The organism is Haloarcula amylovorans (assembly GCF_004681185.1).
GTDB classification, from domain to species: Archaea; Halobacteriota; Halobacteria; order Halobacteriales; family Haloarculaceae; genus Haloarcula; species Haloarcula amylovorans.
Map to the genome: position 1 here is coordinate 1 of NZ_SRIF01000008.1, position 17,439 is coordinate 17,439.

Genomic DNA, 17,439 nt, shown 5'->3' on the forward strand with positions numbered 1-17,439 from the left:
TGGGAGGCTTCGGCCTCGCTGGACGCCTCCGAGCGCGAGCGCGAAATCCTCGCCGCCGGTGGCAAACTGCCCCACACGAAGGCCCAGCACGAAGAGAGCGGCGACGCCGCACCCGCCGACGACTGAAGCGAGAGTCTGAGCACAGCGAAAACTCTCGTTTCGTGCAAGCGGGGAGTGCGAGGCGCGACGCGCCTCAAAAGTGAGCGGCGTAGCCGCGAACGGAACGACCCGCGAGCAGAGAGCCTTCGAGCGTTGGCGGTCGCCTTGCGACCGCAATTTTTTGCGAACGGCGAAGCCGTGAGCAGCGCGAGAAGTCTCTTAGAAGCCAAACGGCACGAAGCGCCGTGAAACGCGACTCTAACTCCTATTTTTCGTTCTCTCGGGAGCGGCCAGTGTACTGCGGCTTCACCTACGCGTTACCGTGACGCGCGAGTCGTTCCATGACCGGCGTGGCGGCGATGCCGTGGACGACGATGGAGACGAGGACGACGAACCCCACGAGCGCCCAGAGCAGTTCCGACTGCGCGAACGTCTCTTGGTTGAGAGCGTACGCGAGATAGTAGAACGAGCCGATACCGCGGATACCGAAAAACGAGATGGTCGTCCACTCGTTTCGCTCCAGCGGTGACGCGAAGAGACCCAGCACACCGGCGAGCGGTCGGAGCACGAAGAGAAGCACCAGTCCGACGGCCGCGGTTTCCCACGTCAGCGGCGACAGCAGACCGGTAGCCAGTGCGCCGCCGAACAGCGTCAACAGGACGCCCATCGCCAGTCGCTCTGTCACCTCGGAGAAGTCGTGGAGCGCCTGATTGTAGTCGTGAAACCGCTCGTAGTGGCGGACCAACAGCGCGGCCACGAAGACCGCGATGAAGCCGTACCCCTGGACGAGTTCCGTTATCCCGTAGACGAGCAAGGTACCGCCCAGTATCTCCGCGCCCTCCACCGCCTCGGCGAGGCGCGTGGTCGGCGAGAACCGAAACAGGAGTTGCGCGAGCAGGTAGCCCAAGACCAGGCCGCTCACGACGCCGACGCCGATCTTGTAGCCGACGTACATCCCGCCCCACTTGCCGAGCCAGTCGGTCCCGGCGAACCCCGCGCCGGCGACGAGAATGGCGGCGTAGGTAAACGGGAACGCTAACCCGTCATTGAGACCGGCTTCGGAGGTGAGCGCGAACCGCGTCTCGTGTTCGTGTTCCCGTTCCTCGTGGTAGTCGTCCGCGTCACCGTGGCCCTCGCCGGGCGGCCCGACCTGTACGTCAGAAGCTAACACCGGGTCTGTCGGGGCGATGACGGCCCCCAGGAGGAGGGCGGCCGCGGGAACGAATCCCAGCGTCCACCAGCCAAGTAGCGCCGCGCCCGCGATCGTCAGCGGCATCGTAATGGCCAACAACCGCCACGTCGAGGTCCACGTCCGGAGCGAGAACGGCCGGTCGAGTTTCAGTCCCGCGCCCATCAGCGAGACGATGACGACGAACTCAGCTAACTTCTCAGCGATGTCGCCGTGGACTATCGGGTCGGGCGCAGGTATCCCGTAGGGGACCGAGAATGCGACCGCGCCGAAGGCCACGAAGAACAACGGCGGCGATATCGATCGGTCGGCCAGTAGTTCTGGAAGCGTCGCCGCCGCGAGCGCGGCGGCCCCGAGAAACACTAGTCCGAGTACGTAGGTCTCGACCATTGGTCTATTTCGAGGACCGCTACGCTTACCGTCCCGGCTTGCAATCGAATCCCGTCACGGGAGCGATGTGATACCGAGACTCCTACGACGCGGCGTTCAGAGTGATGGGCCAAATGCTGTCGGGTCAGGAGCGAGTGACGCGGCCCGCGAGACGCCGACCGAAGGGAGGGGTCTCGAAGCGGAACGATGAGCGAAGCGAACCGTGGTGCCGGAGTGTCCGAGCGACCCGCCGTCAGAGCAGAGCTCTGACGAGCCTTCGTTCGCGTCGCTCACGAAGACGGGGAAGAGCAGGCCCGCCTGAGAGCATACCGCGAGCGGAGCGAGCGGTTTCACCGGTCGTGAGCGAAGCGAACGACCGGCCGTTTTTCCCCATGTTTTTGGAGGACGGGGTTCCCGCAGCGACCGGCGGGAGAGAGGAAACCCCGTACTGTAAAAAGTGGTCTCAGATTGCGAGGAACTGCGTCACCAGCCACTTCGTAAACGTCCCCGTCACGCCGCCGATCCACGAGAGCATGACGAAGTGGAGGTAAGTATTTGCTTTGTGGCCGCCGTCGACGGTGCGAATCATCAGAGCAGAGAGCATGGCTGAGAACATGATGATGATGACCAGCAGGAACTCGATGAGCGGGATATTGTAGACGCCGGTGTTGATGAGCGAGTTCACGTCGAGTCGGCTACCGGCATTCAGGTTGAGCGACATCTGTGCGAGGATGTTGACGACTTGCAGGCCGATGAAGAACGCGAAGGTGGAGGCAGCGGTGATTCCGTAGAGCAGGCCGACCATGGTCGTCGTCGCCTGCTTTCGCTTCTGACGCAGTTGGAGCACCTCGTTCATGTTGGCAGCGATGAGTTCACCCAGTTGCTTGGGCGAGCCGCCCATCTCGCGGCCGATGAGATACATCTCCGAGAAGGTCTGGATGAGGTAGGAGCGACAGTCGGCGGTGAAGTAGCGCCACGCCGCGGTCGGTTCGATGCGCATGTTCAGCCGCCTGTAGAGGTCGTTGATGTCCGCGGTCAACGGGCCGAAGTCCTTCTTGCGGAGGGTTCGAAGTACCATCCCCGTCGTCGATTGTTTCGCGCCTTCGGTGGCTCCCAGCGCGCGGATGAAACTGGGGAACTCGTCGTCGCGGGCTTTGACGCGCTGTTCTTCCTGTCGGAAGACGATGCCGGGGATGAGCATCGGGGTGATGGGAACGACGGCGTAGAACGGAAGCGGGACCTCGTCGAGGAAGAAGAGGAGGTCGTTCAGGGAGATGGGCGAGACGCCGAACATCCCACCCAGCGTGATGAAGAGGAGGACCGCCGAGAGACCGACGCCGACGTACATCGACTTATCGAGGCGCTCCTCGATGGGAGAGGGGTACTCCTCGGGGTGGAACCACAGCGGGTCGTAGGGAGCCATCGACCGGATGGCGAGGTAGAAGCCCGACTGGACGAAGATGTACATCACGATGACGGCGCTGACGGTCATCGTCGGGTTGGTCCCGGTGAGCACCGGGAGGACGACGGCGAACACCAGCGCGAACGTCATCGAGAGGATCATCGAGAGGTAGAGGTCTTTCATCACTTCGAGGCTGTCGAGCGAACTGCTGTAGACGGTGGTGTAGTGCTGGATGATCTGCGCTTGCTCGGAGATGAGGTAGTCGTCGAGTGACTGGCCCGCACCGAGGGTGTACGCGAGGCGGTCCAGAAAGTCCGAGAAAGCGTCGCTCGGGACTTCTTTCGCACGACGGCGGCAGGCGTCGTCCAGACTCTGGTTCCATGTATCAACCAGTTGGGTGATCCGGTGCATCTCCATGGCGAGTTCGCCGTACTCCTCCTCACGAGCGAGGGTGCGAAACACCTCCATGCGGTCGATTTTTGTCGTCGCCAGCACCGTCATGTGGGTGATCAGGAGGTGAAAGCGGTTGTTGAGTTCGCGCTTGCGCTGGCTGAGCAGTATCTTCGGGTAGAACAACGCCGCTGCCATCGCCAGAAATCCGAGCAGAGGGATCGGGAGGCGAATCATCAGTGGCTGGTCCAACAGGAGCGCGGCCACCACCGACAGGAGGAAAAATCCCGCCGAGGGCAGGAGGATAAAGAAGAGGTACCGCTCCAGCGGAATCGTCATCTGTCGGTACGACTCCACCAGTCCCTGTACGGTCTCGGAGATCGTCAGGTCGAGACTGTTCTCGGCTTCGCTCTGGGCCATCAGTTGGGCTTCGAGATGTTGAACGGAATCCCTTCGACGCCGTCGCGCTGGAAGTCCGAGATGAAGTCGTTGACCTCGTGATAGCCCAGGATGCCCTCTTGCATGGCGCGCTCAATCATGTTCGCGCGGAACTCCAGGTCGTCGTAGATGTCGCGGGTGTCTTCGTAGCCCAGTAGCGTCGCAATCTGTTCTTCGAGGACGTAGGAGTTGTTCATCCCCTGGAAGACGATTTCGTCCTCGACGGGGTCCCAGTTGAACACCTGTCGGGTGACGACGCCGTCCATCTCCTTGGAGTAGCCTTCGATTTCCTGCACCGAGGTGACTCGGCGCAGGACCCGGTCGCCCTGTTTGACGCGGTTCTGGAATAGCGCGACGTCAGCGACGTCCATGAACGTCTCAGGGACGTTGATGGGTTCGCCGGTAAAGCGCTGAATCATCGAGACGATGTCGCTCGCGTGGAAGGTCAGCATCACTGGGTGGCCGGTCTGGGCCGCCTGGAACGCCATCCGACCTTCCTCACCACGAACCTCACCCACGATGATGTAGTCGGGCCGTGAACGCAGGGCGGCCGCGACGAGGTCGAACATGTCGATGCTGGTCCCCTCGTCTTCGCCCTCGCGGGTCAGCAGTTGCTGCCACGTGTTGTGCGGGGGCAACACCTCGGCGGTGTCCTCCGCGGTGTAGATCTTCGCATCGTCGGGGATGAACGAGGTGATGGCGTTCAGCGTCGTCGTCTTTCCGGACGCCGTCTCGCCGACGACGAACACGGTCTGTTCGTTCTCCAGGCAGAGCCAGAGATACGCCGCCAGCTCCGGCGAGAGAGTCATCCACTTCGTAATCTGGAAGACCGAGAGGGGAACTTCGTCGCCCTGTCGGATGGTGAGTGACGGTCCCTTGACGCTCACGTCGTCGGAGTAGATGAGGTTCAGACGCGACCCGTCCGGGAGCGTCGAGTCGACGATGGGGTCCGAATCGGAGACGGGGTCGCCGATTCGCTCGCCCATGTTGCGGAGCCACTGGTCGAAGGCCTGCTCGCTCTCCCACTCGACGGTGGTCTCTAACATGCCGTAGACGCCGTGGTCGACGTGGCACTCACTGCGGCCGATAACGTGAATGTCCTCGTTGGCCGGGTCGCGCATCACCGGTTCGAGCGGACCGAGGCCGACGATGTCGCGATTCAGGCGATAGAGGATGTTCTCGTAGGTGGACTGGGTGACTTCGACGCTGCCCACGTCGGTCAGATTCGACAGGCGCGTGAGGACGCCGCTGTTTCCGTCTTCGTTGCGGATGCGAGTGGTCTCTTGGAGGAGTTCCTCGATGCGGTCGTCGTACTCGGCCTCGCTCTCGGGGGCGGGTTTGTTGACGCTCTTCTGGAGCAAGCGGTTGCGGACCTTATCGAAGACGACGCCTTCCTCCTCGTCGAGTTCCGGTTCGATGGCGTAGTACTTCATGTCCTGGCCGATGTCGCCGTAGATGTGACAGAAGATGGGTCCCCCGACGGGGTAGAGGACGTTCGGTCGGTGTGACTCGTAGTCGCCATCGGCCTCCTCGATGAGCATGGGAAACTCCCCAGTGATCTGCTTGAACTTCTTCAAGTGGTCCCGCAGGTGCGGCCGCCGGGCGGCCAGTTGTCGAAGTTCGTCCGAGGGTTTCGCGCGGCCGTGATCTGTCATATCTTCGGTCCTCCTATGCGACGCTCCGCGATTCGATGACGATACCAGTTCCCGACCGAACCGAGAAGCCGACGGTGTCACCGACCTGTTCGCCCATCCCGGCAAACCGGAGGACGTTGATCTGTCGACGCACGTCGTTACCGACCTCGATCATCTCCAGTTCGATGAACACGTCGGCGATGGCCCGGAACGGGCCGATTGCCTCCTCGTCAAGCGTCGAGGGGTCGACAGTCAGCATGACGCACCTGCCCTGTGAGATTATGTCACGGAAGAAGGAGATGATCTCCAGTGCGGCCTGTCGCTCGTCGTTCTGTCGGACCAGCGCCTCGAACTTCGGGTCGTTCCTGAGGATGGCGTCGAAGGTATCGATGACGACGACGTCGGCGTCCCACATCACCTCGGCCTCCATCAGGCGTTTGAGCAGCTCCTTGCGCTCTTTTTGCTCGTTGCCGCCAGAGAACGTGTTCGAATCCCCGATATCGGCGTGCAAGAAGAGGACGTCCTCGTCGAGCAGGTGGTCGACCATGCCGTAGGACAGCGAGTGCATCTGGTCGAGAAAGCTCCCGACGGTGAGCTCCGTCGAGAGGTAGGTCACGTCGTGGCCCTCCTCACAGAGCCCGTAGGTAAAGCGCTGGCTTAGCGCGGACTTGCCGGCCCCGTAGTCCCCTTCGACGAGGATGATGCTGCCCGGCGGAATGCCGCCACCCAGTTCTTTGTTCAAGCGGTCGTGTTCGTCCAGTCCGAGCGAGAACAGATCGTTGCTTGCTAGACTCATGTTCGGAAATTAAACACCTCTTCGTCGCCGTTAACGATGACCTTGACACGGTGGTCGCCCGGCGACAGCGACTGCGCGATTTCGACGCGGACGACCATTCCGGACCGCCAGATGACACCGTCGTCGAGGAGGGTGACGCCGAACGTCGTCGCGTATCGCCCGTCGACGAACAGATCCATCTGTCCGGGTTCGGCCCCGAGGTCTTCTGACCCGGTGTTCTTGACGTGGAGCGTGATGTTGTCGTTGCCGCTGGTATTGTAAATCGCATCGCTCCCGGCGTCGGAGATGACTTCGATATCGGTACGGACCTCACTGCTGACATCGAGTCCCTGCTCGGAGACGGCGTTGCTCAGCTGCCCGATGCTGTCGGTGAACACGCCGGCGACGCTCGCCGCGACCATCATCGACGCGATGAAGAGGATGAGGTGGGAGGCCGAAACGCTCGCCATCTAGCTCACCTCCGCGGTTGTTTCGACGGCGGAGACGCCCGGGCCGGTGACGAGCTTCACCCGGCCGGGGTCCGTCGTGACGCCGGTCGCGTTGATCACTAGTCGCTCCTCCGGAAGCCAGAGATCCGTCGTCTCGTCGCCCTCGACGGTGGTTCGGTAGCCGGTGAGATACCTGTTGTTCGCGAGCAGGTCCACGTCGCTGACGGCCAGTTCCGTCGAGCCGGTGTTGGTGACGGTGACGTTCAGCGAGTCGGTCGTCGTGTTGTAGACGGCGGACGTGAGACCGATCGCGGTGTTTTGCTGTTCGAGCGTCCGGTCAGCCTGGGCGTCGCGGGCGTCGTTGACGTTCTCGAAGCCGTTGGCCGTCGCCGAGTAGAACATCCCGAACCCGATGAACATGGCGACGAAGATGAGGGCCGCCGAGCCGCTAACGCTGAAGCCCATCGGCACCACCCCCGACGAGTTTCGAGAGGGCGACGGCCTCGGGGCCGCTGTCCTCGTCGAGCTGCGAGATGTAGTGTAAGCTCTCGGTGTGGTGGTCGATGGTCAGGCCACCGCTGGCGTCCGGGACATCGTCGAAGCCGCGGAGGTAGTCCGACAGCGCGTCGGCGACCGATGCGTCGATCCAGCCGATGGTCTCGTAGTAGTCGATAGCACGCGAGGCCTCGCGGTAGCCCGCCTGCCCGACGAGAAACTCCAGCCACTCGACGACGATGAGGTCCGCCGCAAACCCCTCGGGAACCGAATCGAGGTACGGTTTCCCGTCGTCGCTGTCGTTGCTCTCCTCGCCGTTCGTTTCGGCCGCGGATTCGGTCGTCGGCTCCGGCGTCGGTTCGGGTGCGGGTTCCGAGTCAGGTTCCGGTACAGGGTCCGGCGTCGGCTCCGGCTCCGGCTCCGGTTCCGGATCGGGTTCCACTTCGGCCGTCACGGCGTCGGCGTCCTCGCCCAACGCGTCGTCCCCCTCGTCCTCGATGACCTCGTCGAAGAGGTCGTCGTCCGCGAGGCTGTCGTCGCTGGCGTCGTCGAAGTCGCCGTCTTCGTCGTCGAACGCGGCGTCGGTGTCGTCTTCCAACAGCGCAACGTCGGACTCGGCATCGGCGTCCGATTCCTCGCCGTCGGCCCAGTCGGCGTCGCCGGATTCGTACTCGTCTTTCAGTTCGGCGAAGGATTTGCCTCCCTCGCCGTCCCCGTCGTCGGTACCCTCGTCCACGTCGAGTCCGTCGTCCATGCTCATGTCGTCATCCGTCTCCTCGAAGTCGTCGAACTCCTCGTCGAACGACCCGCCGTCGTCTTCGAAATCGCCCATGTCGTCGTCGCCGAAGATGTCGTCGGTGTCGTCCATCCCCATCTCGTCGCCACCGCCGTCGTCGACGAGGTCCTCGTCGAAGAATCCCTCGGCGTCGGCGTTAGCGACGGAGTCGTCTATCTGTTCCTCGTCCTCGTCGCTCTCGTCGTCCTCGAAGAGACCGAAGGAGCCGCCGTCCATACCGCCCCCGCCCATCCCGGCGTCGACATCGTCGGCGAAGGGATTCACGCCGCGGGTGACCATCTCGTAGATGTCCAGTAGTTTCCGGACGTTCTCCTCGACGCCTTCGACGGATTCGGAGATGGATTCGTTCTCGGTGCGGACGGTGTTGACCGTCGAGGAGAGCGAGCCGACCTCGTTTTCCAGTTCGTCGAGTCGGTGTTCTAACTCGTCCGTGTCCGGGCCGCTCGCGTCCTCCATGTCGCCGAACTCGTCGTCGTCAAACCCGCCCATGTCGTCGCCATCGTCTAACCCACCGAGTCCGCCAAGATCGTCGCCCCCGCCGTCGTCGGCCATCAGTCCGCCGCCACCGCCCATCTCGTCGTCCGCATCGTCGTCGCCCTCGTCGTCCGACATGATCGAGTCGAACATGCTCTTGATGCTCATCCCGACGAGGCCCCCCGAGAGGACCACGAGTAACGCGGGCACAAGTGCGACTACGTCCGGGGTAGCCGCCTGTAGCGTCGGCACGAGAGCGAGACTACTCATCGTCTGTGAGAATTCACTCGTCCATCATCAATATACCGTCTAGCGTATCAAATCTGATAATAGCTCTCAAAATACCCCTTCTAATCTTTTGAATTAACTTATTTCAGGACATTCAACATGAATGTGGTGGTGTGTTAGCCGCGCTTCGCCGACGAATGGCGCTGAGTCCCGCGCTTGCGGCAGCCGTACGGCTGCCGGATGTCTGACACGGAGCGTGACTCGACCACCGTCCGGCTATCGCGACCGAAATCAAAGCGTCGCCGAGTCCATGTTGGCGCTCTTGACGACGAGGTCCCCGGTGTCAGATTCCAGACGGAGCGAGCGACCGTGGTCGCCACCGATGTCCTCGCCGACGAGGGGGATGTCGTACGCTTCGAGCGTCTCTCGGACCTTTTCGGCGTTGCGCGACCCGATAGACGAGCCGTTCTCAGAGAAGTCGAGCATGTCGCTGCCGCCGGCAATCTTCGCTTGCATCCCGTCGCGGGACGCCCCCTCCGCTTCGAGCGCTTCGACGAGCACCGCGACACCGGTGTCGGCGAACTTCGCTCTGTTGCCACCTGCAACGTCTTCGGCCGTCGGTAACATGACATGAACCAGGCCGGCAGCGCCCGACAGCTCGTCGTAGATAGCGACGCCGATACAGGACCCGAGACCACTGGTCGTCAACACCGCCGAGCCAGTCGTCACCTGGTACTCGGCGATACCGATCTTGATGCGTTCTGGATTATTGGCCTGGGTCGTCTCAGTCTGGGTGCCGTCGTAGACCTTCATTATTTGAATATCTGTTCGACATCGGCGTCGGTCTCCTCGGCGCGTTCGACGTCTAAGTCGTCGAGCGCCGCTCGCAGTTCCTTCTCGTTGGGAAGCGCGTGTATCTCGGCTTTGAACTCGATGTCCTCGGTCCGCATCTCCGAGTCGATGATGAAGGCGTGTTCCTGATGCTGGCCGACCTGTGCCGCGAGCGGGTCCACGATGGCGCGACCCATATCGTGGACGAGGCGCGGCGGCGTGTGGTCTACCGAGGTCTGCAAGACGTTCGCCCACCCATCGACGAACCCACTGGTCATGATGTTGCCCAGTTCCTCGATTGCCATCTCGTGTTGGTCGGTGAGTTCGTCGCTGTCCATCTCGACCGGCATCATCGCCTCGGCGACGGTCACCGCCGAGCGCTCGTCGAACAGCACCATCAGGTAGCCGCTCGGCGTCCCGGTGAACTCGACGACGGTGCCCACGTAGGTATCAGTTCCAATTTGGCGCGGAACGTCCTCGATGGGGGCGAAGCTGAGCTGTGTCACCTCCGCTTCGGTCGGGATTCCGGTCATCATCTCGACGTTGTCCGCGGCCTGCTGGGTGCCGCTGGTGGTCATCTCGTTGAACGTCTGGAGCTTGTCGATGGGGATGGCGTCGCCGTCGGTATCGGCGTGTCGCATCATCGCGTCCGCGAGCGAGTCGTACTCGGGGAGCATGTAGATGTAGAAGTTCACCGATTCGTCCACCCACTCGATCTCCGATTTGAAGACGAACACCTGCGAGTACTCCTCGGATTCGGGTGCCTCCGGCAACACGTCCGCACCCGTCTTCTCGATGTACGTCGGCGGCGAGTGGTCGATAGTCGAGTCGAGGTAGTCGGCCCACCCGTCGATGAAGCCGCTCATCATGATGTTGCCGATCTCGGTGACGCCGCTTTTGGCCATCTCCGGGTCCTCGCTACTGCCGGGCAGCAGGGCGTCGGCGATGGTGTCGGCCGACTCGCTGTCGAACACCAGCACTGTCTCCCCTTCGAGTACCCCCTCGAAGTCGAACTGGACGCCGACGAACTCCTGGCCGGTGAGCCCTTCACCGACGTCCTCACGGTCGAGCAGCGTTATCTTCGTCACGTCGACAGCGGCGTCGATGCCCGTCATCTGAGTCAGCGACTGGGTCGCCTGTTCGGCCCCCTCGTGTGCGAGTTGGTTGAACGTGCCGAGTGACTGGATGTCGACGTTCATCTATGACGGGACGACGTCCTCGATAGCCTCCATCACGCTCGGTTTCTGGAACGGTTTGGTGATGTAGCCATCGGCACCGGCCTTGACTGCTTCTTTCATCTTCTCTTCTTGGCCGACGCTCGTACACATGATGACGTTGGCCTCGGGGTTCGAGGTCTTTATTTCGTCAGTCGCTTCGATGCCGTCCCGAATGGGCATCACGATGTCCATCATCACGAGGTCCGGCGACTGCTCTTTGTACACCTCGACGGCTTCCACCCCGTTCTCGACTTCGCCCACTATCGTGTGGTCCTCTTCGAGAATCTCCCGGAGGAGGTTCCGCATGAACTCTGAATCGTCGGCAATCAGTACGTCTGGCATGACCTATCGAAACGAAGTACCTCGATTAGCTAAATAAAGGTGTCCCGTAAATTATCGCCTGTGATACCGCCGTAGGGCGGCGAATGGGCCGATTGTCGCCCGTTCATTTAGAGTGATGGTAACGGTGCCGTGACCACCCGGACGAGGTCGAACGCGTCGGTACCGTACTCGAAATACACCACGCCCGAGAGCAGTAGGTAGGCCGTGGCGAACGCCGCCGAAAGCGCCAGTCCGGCCGCCACCGCACGCGGCGAGACGCGGTCGGGGGCGACCGTCCGGCCGAAGACAGTCCCGGCACAGACGGCCGCTGCTCCGAGATTCCACAGCGCGTGGTACTGCACCGCCTCCCCGAGCGCCAAATCGAAGCTGACGATCCCTCCAAAGACGATGGCGAGCGCGAACGTGATGCCCGCGGCGTAGAACCGAGCGAGCGACCCAGTCGCCTCGGTAACCGCCATCCGAACCGCGGGAACGCGACAGACGCCGTAGAGTGCGAGGGGGACGATGGGATGGAGGTACCGGACCGTGAGCATACTGTAGAGGGGCAATCGGGGGAGGTAGACGACGGTCAGCACGACGGTCAGCACTACCACCAGCAGGTCGGTCTGCCGTCGTGCCGAGAGGCGCCGGAAGCGAGTCCCTCGAAGGAATTTCCATCCGCCTCGACGCAGTCGTCGACCTGCGAGGACGGGAAGTGTCAGCAACACGCCGAGTATCGGCGTCGCTTCGAGCAACGAGAGCTCGATCACTTCGTGGTTATTAAGATCGTAGCGTACCCCGTCGATGTGGCCGCTCCGGACGAAGATATCGACGAGTCTGGCCGGGTCGCTGAGGACGCCGACTCCCCCGACGATGGCACCGCCGACGAACCGCCAGGCGGGTCCGGCGGCTTCTCGGACTGCATCGAGTATTGGCACGTCAGCTCCGCCGTCGACGGTACCACTGCCGCCACCTTCGCCGTCGCCGCCGTCTGCACCACCCCCTTCGCCCGTGCTTCCGTCTCCACCGTTCGCACCGCCACCGGCACCTCCGCCCGCGCCGCTCGACGGGACGAATTCCACGTCGCCGTCCTCGGCGCCTGGCAGGAGACGCGGGGGCTTCGCGGGATTGCCAGAGATGGCGTAGTTCGTCGCCAGCATCGGCGTCGCCGCCAGCAAGAGCACGCAGCCGACGACCAGCAGGTCCCGAGGACGGTTCGAGCGAGCGGTCAGGAGGTCCACGACACAAAGCGTCCCGACGAGGAAGAACGCCTCGAAGGCGTGGACCCACGTGACGAGGCCGGCAAGCGCGTACGCGCCCGCTCTCGCCCGTAACGCCGCTCGTCCGTCGGCCCGCCGGCTCACTGCGAACGCGTAGACGGTGGCGAGAGTCAGCAAGGCGACGACCGTATGCCGTTTCGGGATCGTCGCCCAGAATCCGACAGGAGTGGCGACGCCGAGGGCGATGCCAGCAGTCAGACCGACCCGCCGCCCGTGAAAGATGCGGAGGAGGCGATAGCAGATGAGACACGCCGTCGCGGCCGCGGTCATCGTCGACAGCTGGAGGGCCGCAAGCGCCAGCCGGTCCCGCGGAAGGTCCGTCGCCGTCAGCACGCTCCCGACGAACAGGACCGCGACGACGACGCTACCGACGGTTCGCGCCCGCTCGCGGTCGACGCCGTCGAGCTGACTCGCCTGTGCGACGAACGCGAGACCGAGCGCCGCCCAGAGCGCCGCGAGCAACAGTCGCGGAGCCACGATCGAACTGAACCCCTCTAGCGCCCAGACCAGCGGCACCGCGAGCGCGAGTTGGCCGTAGTTGCGCCCGTACAGTCGCCCGCCATGCTGAGAGAGTCCGGGCTGTGAGCCGAACGTTATCGAGTACCGCAGCTCGGTGACGTGGAGGTGCCCGTCGGCGAGCGCGACCAGCGCGTTGGCCACCGCGTACGTGTCCTGGATGAAGATCCCGACTCGCCACGTCAGTCCGAACCAGCAGAGCACGCCGAGCCACAACAGAAGCCCGGGTCGGTCGCCGAATACCCACCACAGAAATCGCCGTGTGTGTCGCCGTCCACTCCACTCGGCGGTCACGCCGCCACCTCTACGGTCGCGTTTTCGCGGTAGATGGTCTGGTCGGTGGTGAAGCTCTGAACGCGGACGGTCAGCGTGGCGCTATAATCTGAACGGTCCGCCGTGCCCCGTGCCATCCCCCGGTCGTCCGGCGCGAGTCGATACGTCCCGGGCTTCGTCACGATGGTTGTCTCAGTCAGTTCGACATCGAGTGCCGGTACGACGACGCGATAGACCAATCGCGGCCGGTCCGTGACCGACGTGACCGTGACCGTCGCCGTTGGCAGGCGAAGGTAGGAGACGCCGGTCCCGAAGCGACCGTCGGTGACGCGAAACGCCGCCGTATCGACCGTGACCGCTCCGATGGTTGCCGTCCCGTCACCGAACTCAGTGACTCGCTGCTGTGTCACGTCCACACCAGTTAGTGGCCCAGTGGAAAGCGAGACGACCACAACAAAGAGCGCGACGCTCGTCAACAAGTACCGTCGGGTCATCGCCTGCCCTATCAAGGTGGGCGACCGGTCTTAAAGCTCTCGTCGGTCAGAACTCCGCTCCGTCTTGCGCTTCGACGGCTTCGATGAGGTCGGCAACGGTGTCGTCCGGCGAGACGCCAGTCGATTTGACGGCTTCTCTGAAACTGGCCGGCGGGTACTTTACGGGGACGTTCGACTCCGAGAGGAGAATTCCGAGCACGTCTTCGACGGCCGTCGAGCCGTCCATCTGGCGACCGTACCACAGCATGAAGCTCTCGAAGACAGTGACGATGTCGTTCGAGACGAGTTGCTGTTGGTCGACCTCGCCGTCGAACTTCGCGGTCACGTCGAACCCATAACGGGTGTTGGAATCAGCCAGCTGTTCGGCGAGCCAGTCGTGAACGTTCGCGTCCGAAAATTCCGGCGTCGCTGGCTCGGGGTCCGGCTCTGGAGTGGGTTCCGACGAGACCGGAAGACTGCCCTCGTCGGTTCGCACGTCCGAGGAGACGACGTAGCGGCCCTCGTCGATCTCGGTGACGTGTTCGTCCTCGGCAATATCTAGCTCTTCGGGGGAGAGTATCTTCCCGTCCTCCGGCTTCGGTTCGTCTGGCCCCCGAGACATATCAGTCACTGTGTGTGGGAAGTGTATAATTCCGTCGCTGGTCGGGATGCTATCGAAGAAAGAAAGATTGCGCCGATTTAGAGCGTGACTGCGGAGTTACCCGAGAGGGTTTCGGGGACGACGAGTCGAACGGTCGTCGTGCCGCCGGACTGGGTGTTCAGCTGGATGGTCGCCGTTGCACCCTCACCAAGACCGTTGCCTCCGGTATCAAGTGCACTCGCATCGAACGTGAGCGTTGCGCGATCGGACGGGTCGTTGAGGACTTGACTGTCGGTAATCGAGGAGTCGTCGTCCTGAACCGTTGAAACGGAGAACGCGCTATCACTCGTACTCGCCGCCTGCGTAAGGTCGTAGGACCCGGAAGAATCCACCCATTGCGCAATAGTACTACCGATGTCGATGTTCGCGGCACCGGGTGCTTTCTTGACGGTTATCTCGACTGTTCCGACTTCTTTCGTTGAAGAGTCGATGCTGGTCCCAACTGTATTCACCACTTCAAGCCGGTTCGTCACTTGGTCGCTACTCTGTTGTCCGGTCTCTTCTGCGCTACTCTGCAGGAATCCTGCCGTGTTGATGAGAACGCCCGCGGCGATGGCGGCGACCAGCACCATCGCGATGAACACGATGAGGGTGCCGATACCGACCTGCCCGCGGTCGTCGTCGTTTCGTAGGTTGTCGAACATGGGTTATGTCAGGTCTGTCTGACCTACCAGAACCGTATCTGTCACCTGTAATAATACCTCTCCCCAAAATATCTATGCTGATAACAGGCGTTTCGATGACCCTGAGCCGCGCTAAATCCGATTTGTTCGTATTCGAACCTGGCGTTTCCGAAATCCCTAGCTTATCTATTCCCGATACTGATACCGGTTATCTACGTCGTGATTCGAACGTCCCCGACATGGGCTAGCGACGCTCGCACGCTCGAAGGCTGTCGCAGCGTGAGCGCGGACAGAAATGGAATAGAAGGGAAGAGAGATAGCCGTGGGACCGAGGTGGGAAAATCGCTTGCTGACTCCCGACATCAAGGTGGTCGCCTCAGTCGTAGGTGACCAGGCTGTACATCACGAACAGGTAGCCGAAGGTCGTCAGGCCACTGTTGACGAGTAAGAGTGACTTCACACCCTCGAAATCGTTTATAAACGCGCTAATCATGGTCGCAGCCGCCCCGGCGACGGCCAGCGAGAACCCGAGCGAGAGATGCAACATCGCTTGCCGGGACGTCTGGACGTACGCCCGCATCGCCATCCCGACCATGGTAAGCCCGGCGACGACGAATACCAGCGTCGTGATGGCATAGAGGAGTTCTATCATCGGCACTGCCTACGGCTATGCGAAACCCTGTAATAAATCCACTCACGAAAATATCTCTCCTGATAATCAGCTGCGTACGGTCGCTCAGCGGTCCGCGGAGAGCGTCCGCCAGGCTTCGTCGAGTTTGTTGGTGACCTCAGAGCGTTCCTCTACGTGGACGGTTAGTTCGTCGTCGAAGTCGACGCGGACTTCGTCGACGTTCCGCCGGTAGACCTTGATACGCCGCCGGTCGTCGGAGAGGATGTTGTCGTGGAGTTCGAGCAGATCGTGTTCAGTTAACTCGTCGATACGTCGGTAGCAAGTAGCGATGGGGATCCCAAGCTGGTCGCTCAGTTCTTGGGCCGACGCCGGTTCGTCGGTCGCGTCGAGAATTTCGGCGCTGTATTTGTTCCCCAGCGTCTGGAGAAGATCCGCTGAAGCCATCGTTATCAAAACATATATTGTGACTACAATAAAACTATCGACGGTGATAGCGGGTGAGTTCGGCCGCGGGGTGCGAGTCGAACGAAAGCGAGTATATCGCCCGCCTCGGGCGCACTATCCGTCGTTTTCTTCGACAATAACGGGATTATATGCGGCGTAAACCGGCCTTACAGCGGCGAGTCCTCGTCGCTCATCATCGAGAACGCGCTGGCGTTCTGGTGGACCTTCAGCCCACCCCAGTCGATCTCCATCGGATAGATGTCCGTCTCGATGTTCTGTTTTCGCATCTTCGCCACCCAGACGTAGCGGTTGACACCGGAGTCGGTCGGCGTCTGGATGAGGTAGATGTTCCCGTCGGTGAGGTAGTTCGCTAAGCCGATCTCGGTGTCGGGGAACACCGCGCCCTGTTCGTTGGTCAGCAGCGAGGTCAGCCCGTTCTCTCGGAGGATGTCGGTGAACTTGAGCAGGTAGGTACGCTTCTCGCGTTCGTTCTCGAAGAACAGCTCGAACATCGCGAGCGAGTCGAGTACCAGGCGGTCGTACTCGTCGTCCTCTAAATCGTCTAAGAGGATGTCGAGCGAGGAGGAGAAGTCGTTCTCGCGGAGGAGCACCTGCTTGTCGTAGACCTTGATATCGCCGTTCTCGACGAACTCGGGCCACTTATCGAAACCGAGGGACTCGGCGGCTTCTCGGAGGTCGGATTCGTTCTCCTCGAAGGTGAGGTAGATGCCTTTCTCGTCGAACATCTCGACGCCGTTGTAGATGTACTGGAGACAGAGAATCGACTTTCCGGCACCGGGATTGCCGCTGATGAGGGTGGTCGAGTCTTTTACGATACCGCCGTTGAGGATGTCGTCGAGGCCGTCGATGCCCGTCTTCGTTAGCTCAATCATGATAGGGAGTGGGTACTGAGTTGTGTAACCGTGAGTCGTCTGTCTTCAAAAGTCTTGTTCACGAACGGGCAGAAACGGCGGCGTTCAGGCTTCACTATGGACGACTGCGGGGTCGACCCAGATGACGAACGCCTCGTCGCGCTTGACGACGCCGTGGATGGAGCCGGCGTCGTTGCCCGGCGACCCGTCGATCTGGTCGGGCGTTATCTGGACGACCTGGTCGACCTCGTCCACCAACCACCCGACAGCGCTCTGATTCTTTACGATGTCCGGGTCGAAGACGATGACGCGCTTGCCCGCGCCGGCGTCGTCGATTCCGAAGACGACTTTGGGATCGACGATGGACGTCGTCCGTCCTCGAAGATCCATGACCCCTTCGACGTAGCGGGGCGCGTTGGGAACTTGTGTTAAGTCGCCGACGTCGACGATCTCGGTGACGTAATCGATACTGACACAGTACGTTTCCGCACCGAGTGCGAATTCGAGCACTTGACCGGTTGTGGCTGACTGGGCTGACATAACTCCGGGGATACCAACT

General features: G+C 61.9%; 18 protein-coding genes. All 18 read right to left on the reverse strand.

Going from position 1 to position 17,439, the window contains the following annotated elements; all coding sequences use genetic code 11:
• Nucleotides 1-409 precede the first annotated feature (409 nt).
• Entirely contained in the window at nucleotides 410-1,678 is a 1,269-nt protein-coding gene (locus tag E4S61_RS19840) for a cation:proton antiporter (protein WP_135305667.1), read from the reverse strand.
• Nucleotides 1,679-2,120: 442 nt separating this feature from the next.
• The gene (flaJ, locus tag E4S61_RS19845) at nucleotides 2,121-3,869 is read right to left on the reverse strand and encodes an archaellar assembly protein FlaJ (RefSeq protein ID WP_135305668.1); all 1,749 of its coding nucleotides are present in this window, start codon (nucleotides 3,867-3,869) and stop codon (nucleotides 2,121-2,123) included.
• The gene (locus E4S61_RS19850) at nucleotides 3,869-5,542 is read right to left on the reverse strand and encodes a type II/IV secretion system ATPase subunit (protein ID WP_135305669.1); all 1,674 of its coding nucleotides are present in this window, start codon (nucleotides 5,540-5,542) and stop codon (nucleotides 3,869-3,871) included. Before E4S61_RS19850 ends, flaJ begins: the two co-directional genes overlap by 1 nt.
• A gap of 13 nt (nucleotides 5,543-5,555) precedes the next feature.
• Nucleotides 5,556-6,317 carry an ATPase domain-containing protein gene (locus E4S61_RS19855; RefSeq protein WP_135305670.1) on the reverse strand — a complete coding sequence of 254 codons (762 nt, stop codon included), beginning with the start codon at nucleotides 6,315-6,317 and terminating at the stop codon, nucleotides 5,556-5,558.
• Nucleotides 6,314-6,766, reverse strand: a complete 453-nt coding sequence (locus E4S61_RS19860; protein WP_135305671.1) for a flagellar protein G — start codon at nucleotides 6,764-6,766, stop codon at nucleotides 6,314-6,316. Before E4S61_RS19860 ends, E4S61_RS19855 begins: the two co-directional genes overlap by 4 nt.
• Entirely contained in the window at nucleotides 6,767-7,210 is a 444-nt protein-coding gene (locus E4S61_RS19865) for a flagellin (RefSeq protein ID WP_135305672.1), read from the reverse strand.
• Complete coding sequence (locus E4S61_RS19870; RefSeq protein ID WP_135305673.1) at nucleotides 7,194-8,780, reverse strand: FlaD/FlaE family flagellar protein; 1,587 nt, start codon at nucleotides 8,778-8,780, stop codon at nucleotides 7,194-7,196. The genes E4S61_RS19865 and E4S61_RS19870 overlap by 17 nt, the downstream gene beginning before the upstream one ends.
• Nucleotides 8,781-9,029: 249 nt before the next feature.
• Nucleotides 9,030-9,551 (reverse strand): chemotaxis protein CheD, encoded by a 522-nt coding sequence (locus tag E4S61_RS19875; RefSeq protein ID WP_135305674.1) that lies wholly within the window; start codon nucleotides 9,549-9,551, stop codon nucleotides 9,030-9,032.
• Nucleotides 9,551-10,768 carry a chemotaxis protein CheC gene (locus tag E4S61_RS19880; protein WP_135305675.1) on the reverse strand — a complete coding sequence of 406 codons (1,218 nt, stop codon included), beginning with the start codon at nucleotides 10,766-10,768 and terminating at the stop codon, nucleotides 9,551-9,553. The genes E4S61_RS19875 and E4S61_RS19880 overlap by 1 nt, the downstream gene beginning before the upstream one ends.
• Nucleotides 10,769-11,128 carry a chemotaxis protein CheY gene (gene cheY, locus E4S61_RS19885; RefSeq protein WP_135305676.1) on the reverse strand — a complete coding sequence of 120 codons (360 nt, stop codon included), beginning with the start codon at nucleotides 11,126-11,128 and terminating at the stop codon, nucleotides 10,769-10,771.
• Between the two features lie 107 nt (nucleotides 11,129-11,235).
• Entirely contained in the window at nucleotides 11,236-13,107 is a 1,872-nt protein-coding gene (locus E4S61_RS19890) for a hypothetical protein (RefSeq protein ID WP_245180872.1), read from the reverse strand.
• Nucleotides 13,108-13,193: 86 nt separating this feature from the next.
• Nucleotides 13,194-13,670 (reverse strand): hypothetical protein, encoded by a 477-nt coding sequence (locus E4S61_RS19895; RefSeq protein ID WP_135305678.1) that lies wholly within the window; start codon nucleotides 13,668-13,670, stop codon nucleotides 13,194-13,196.
• A 46-nt stretch (nucleotides 13,671-13,716) separates the two neighbouring features.
• On the reverse strand, nucleotides 13,717-14,271 hold the full coding sequence (locus E4S61_RS19900; protein WP_135305679.1) for a DUF7500 family protein: 555 nt from the start codon (nucleotides 14,269-14,271) through the stop codon (nucleotides 13,717-13,719).
• 77 nt (nucleotides 14,272-14,348) lie between these two features.
• Entirely contained in the window at nucleotides 14,349-14,954 is a 606-nt protein-coding gene (locus tag E4S61_RS19905) for an archaellin/type IV pilin N-terminal domain-containing protein (protein WP_135305680.1), read from the reverse strand.
• Nucleotides 14,955-15,309: 355 nt separating this feature from the next.
• Nucleotides 15,310-15,585 (reverse strand): DUF7521 family protein, encoded by a 276-nt coding sequence (locus E4S61_RS19910; protein WP_135305843.1) that lies wholly within the window; start codon nucleotides 15,583-15,585, stop codon nucleotides 15,310-15,312.
• Nucleotides 15,586-15,669: 84 nt separating this feature from the next.
• On the reverse strand, nucleotides 15,670-16,008 hold the full coding sequence (locus E4S61_RS19915; RefSeq protein ID WP_135305681.1) for a winged helix-turn-helix domain-containing protein: 339 nt from the start codon (nucleotides 16,006-16,008) through the stop codon (nucleotides 15,670-15,672).
• A 167-nt stretch (nucleotides 16,009-16,175) separates the two neighbouring features.
• A complete protein-coding gene (locus tag E4S61_RS19920) occupies nucleotides 16,176-16,901 on the reverse strand; it encodes an RAD55 family ATPase (protein ID WP_135305682.1) in 726 nt (241 codons plus the stop codon).
• An 84-nt stretch (nucleotides 16,902-16,985) separates the two neighbouring features.
• Nucleotides 16,986-17,420 carry a chemotaxis protein CheW gene (locus E4S61_RS19925; RefSeq protein WP_135305683.1) on the reverse strand — a complete coding sequence of 145 codons (435 nt, stop codon included), beginning with the start codon at nucleotides 17,418-17,420 and terminating at the stop codon, nucleotides 16,986-16,988.
• Nucleotides 17,421-17,439: the final 19 nt, after the last annotated feature.

Coding starts and splice junctions, on each gene's coding strand:
- E4S61_RS19840 (WP_135305667.1), bottom strand. CDS start 1,678: ATGGTCGAGACCTACGTACTCGGACTAGTGTTTCTCGGGGCCGCCGCG.
- flaJ (WP_135305668.1), bottom strand. CDS start 3,869: ATGGCCCAGAGCGAAGCCGAGAACAGTCTCGACCTGACGATCTCCGAG.
- E4S61_RS19850 (WP_135305669.1), bottom strand. CDS start 5,542: ATGACAGATCACGGCCGCGCGAAACCCTCGGACGAACTTCGACAACTG.
- E4S61_RS19855 (WP_135305670.1), bottom strand. CDS start 6,317: ATGAGTCTAGCAAGCAACGATCTGTTCTCGCTCGGACTGGACGAACAC.
- E4S61_RS19860 (WP_135305671.1), bottom strand. CDS start 6,766: ATGGCGAGCGTTTCGGCCTCCCACCTCATCCTCTTCATCGCGTCGATG.
- E4S61_RS19865 (WP_135305672.1), bottom strand. CDS start 7,210: ATGGGCTTCAGCGTTAGCGGCTCGGCGGCCCTCATCTTCGTCGCCATG.
- E4S61_RS19870 (WP_135305673.1), bottom strand. CDS start 8,780: ATGAGTAGTCTCGCTCTCGTGCCGACGCTACAGGCGGCTACCCCGGAC.
- E4S61_RS19875 (WP_135305674.1), bottom strand. CDS start 9,551: ATGAAGGTCTACGACGGCACCCAGACTGAGACGACCCAGGCCAATAAT.
- E4S61_RS19880 (WP_135305675.1), bottom strand. CDS start 10,768: ATGAACGTCGACATCCAGTCACTCGGCACGTTCAACCAACTCGCACAC.
- cheY (WP_135305676.1), bottom strand. CDS start 11,128: ATGCCAGACGTACTGATTGCCGACGATTCAGAGTTCATGCGGAACCTC.
- E4S61_RS19895 (WP_135305678.1), bottom strand. CDS start 13,670: ATGACCCGACGGTACTTGTTGACGAGCGTCGCGCTCTTTGTTGTGGTC.
- E4S61_RS19900 (WP_135305679.1), bottom strand. CDS start 14,271: ATGTCTCGGGGGCCAGACGAACCGAAGCCGGAGGACGGGAAGATACTC.
- E4S61_RS19905 (WP_135305680.1), bottom strand. CDS start 14,954: ATGTTCGACAACCTACGAAACGACGACGACCGCGGGCAGGTCGGTATC.
- E4S61_RS19910 (WP_135305843.1), bottom strand. CDS start 15,585: ATGATAGAACTCCTCTATGCCATCACGACGCTGGTATTCGTCGTCGCC.
- E4S61_RS19915 (WP_135305681.1), bottom strand. CDS start 16,008: ATGGCTTCAGCGGATCTTCTCCAGACGCTGGGGAACAAATACAGCGCC.
- E4S61_RS19920 (WP_135305682.1), bottom strand. CDS start 16,901: ATGATTGAGCTAACGAAGACGGGCATCGACGGCCTCGACGACATCCTC.
- E4S61_RS19925 (WP_135305683.1), bottom strand. CDS start 17,420: ATGTCAGCCCAGTCAGCCACAACCGGTCAAGTGCTCGAATTCGCACTC.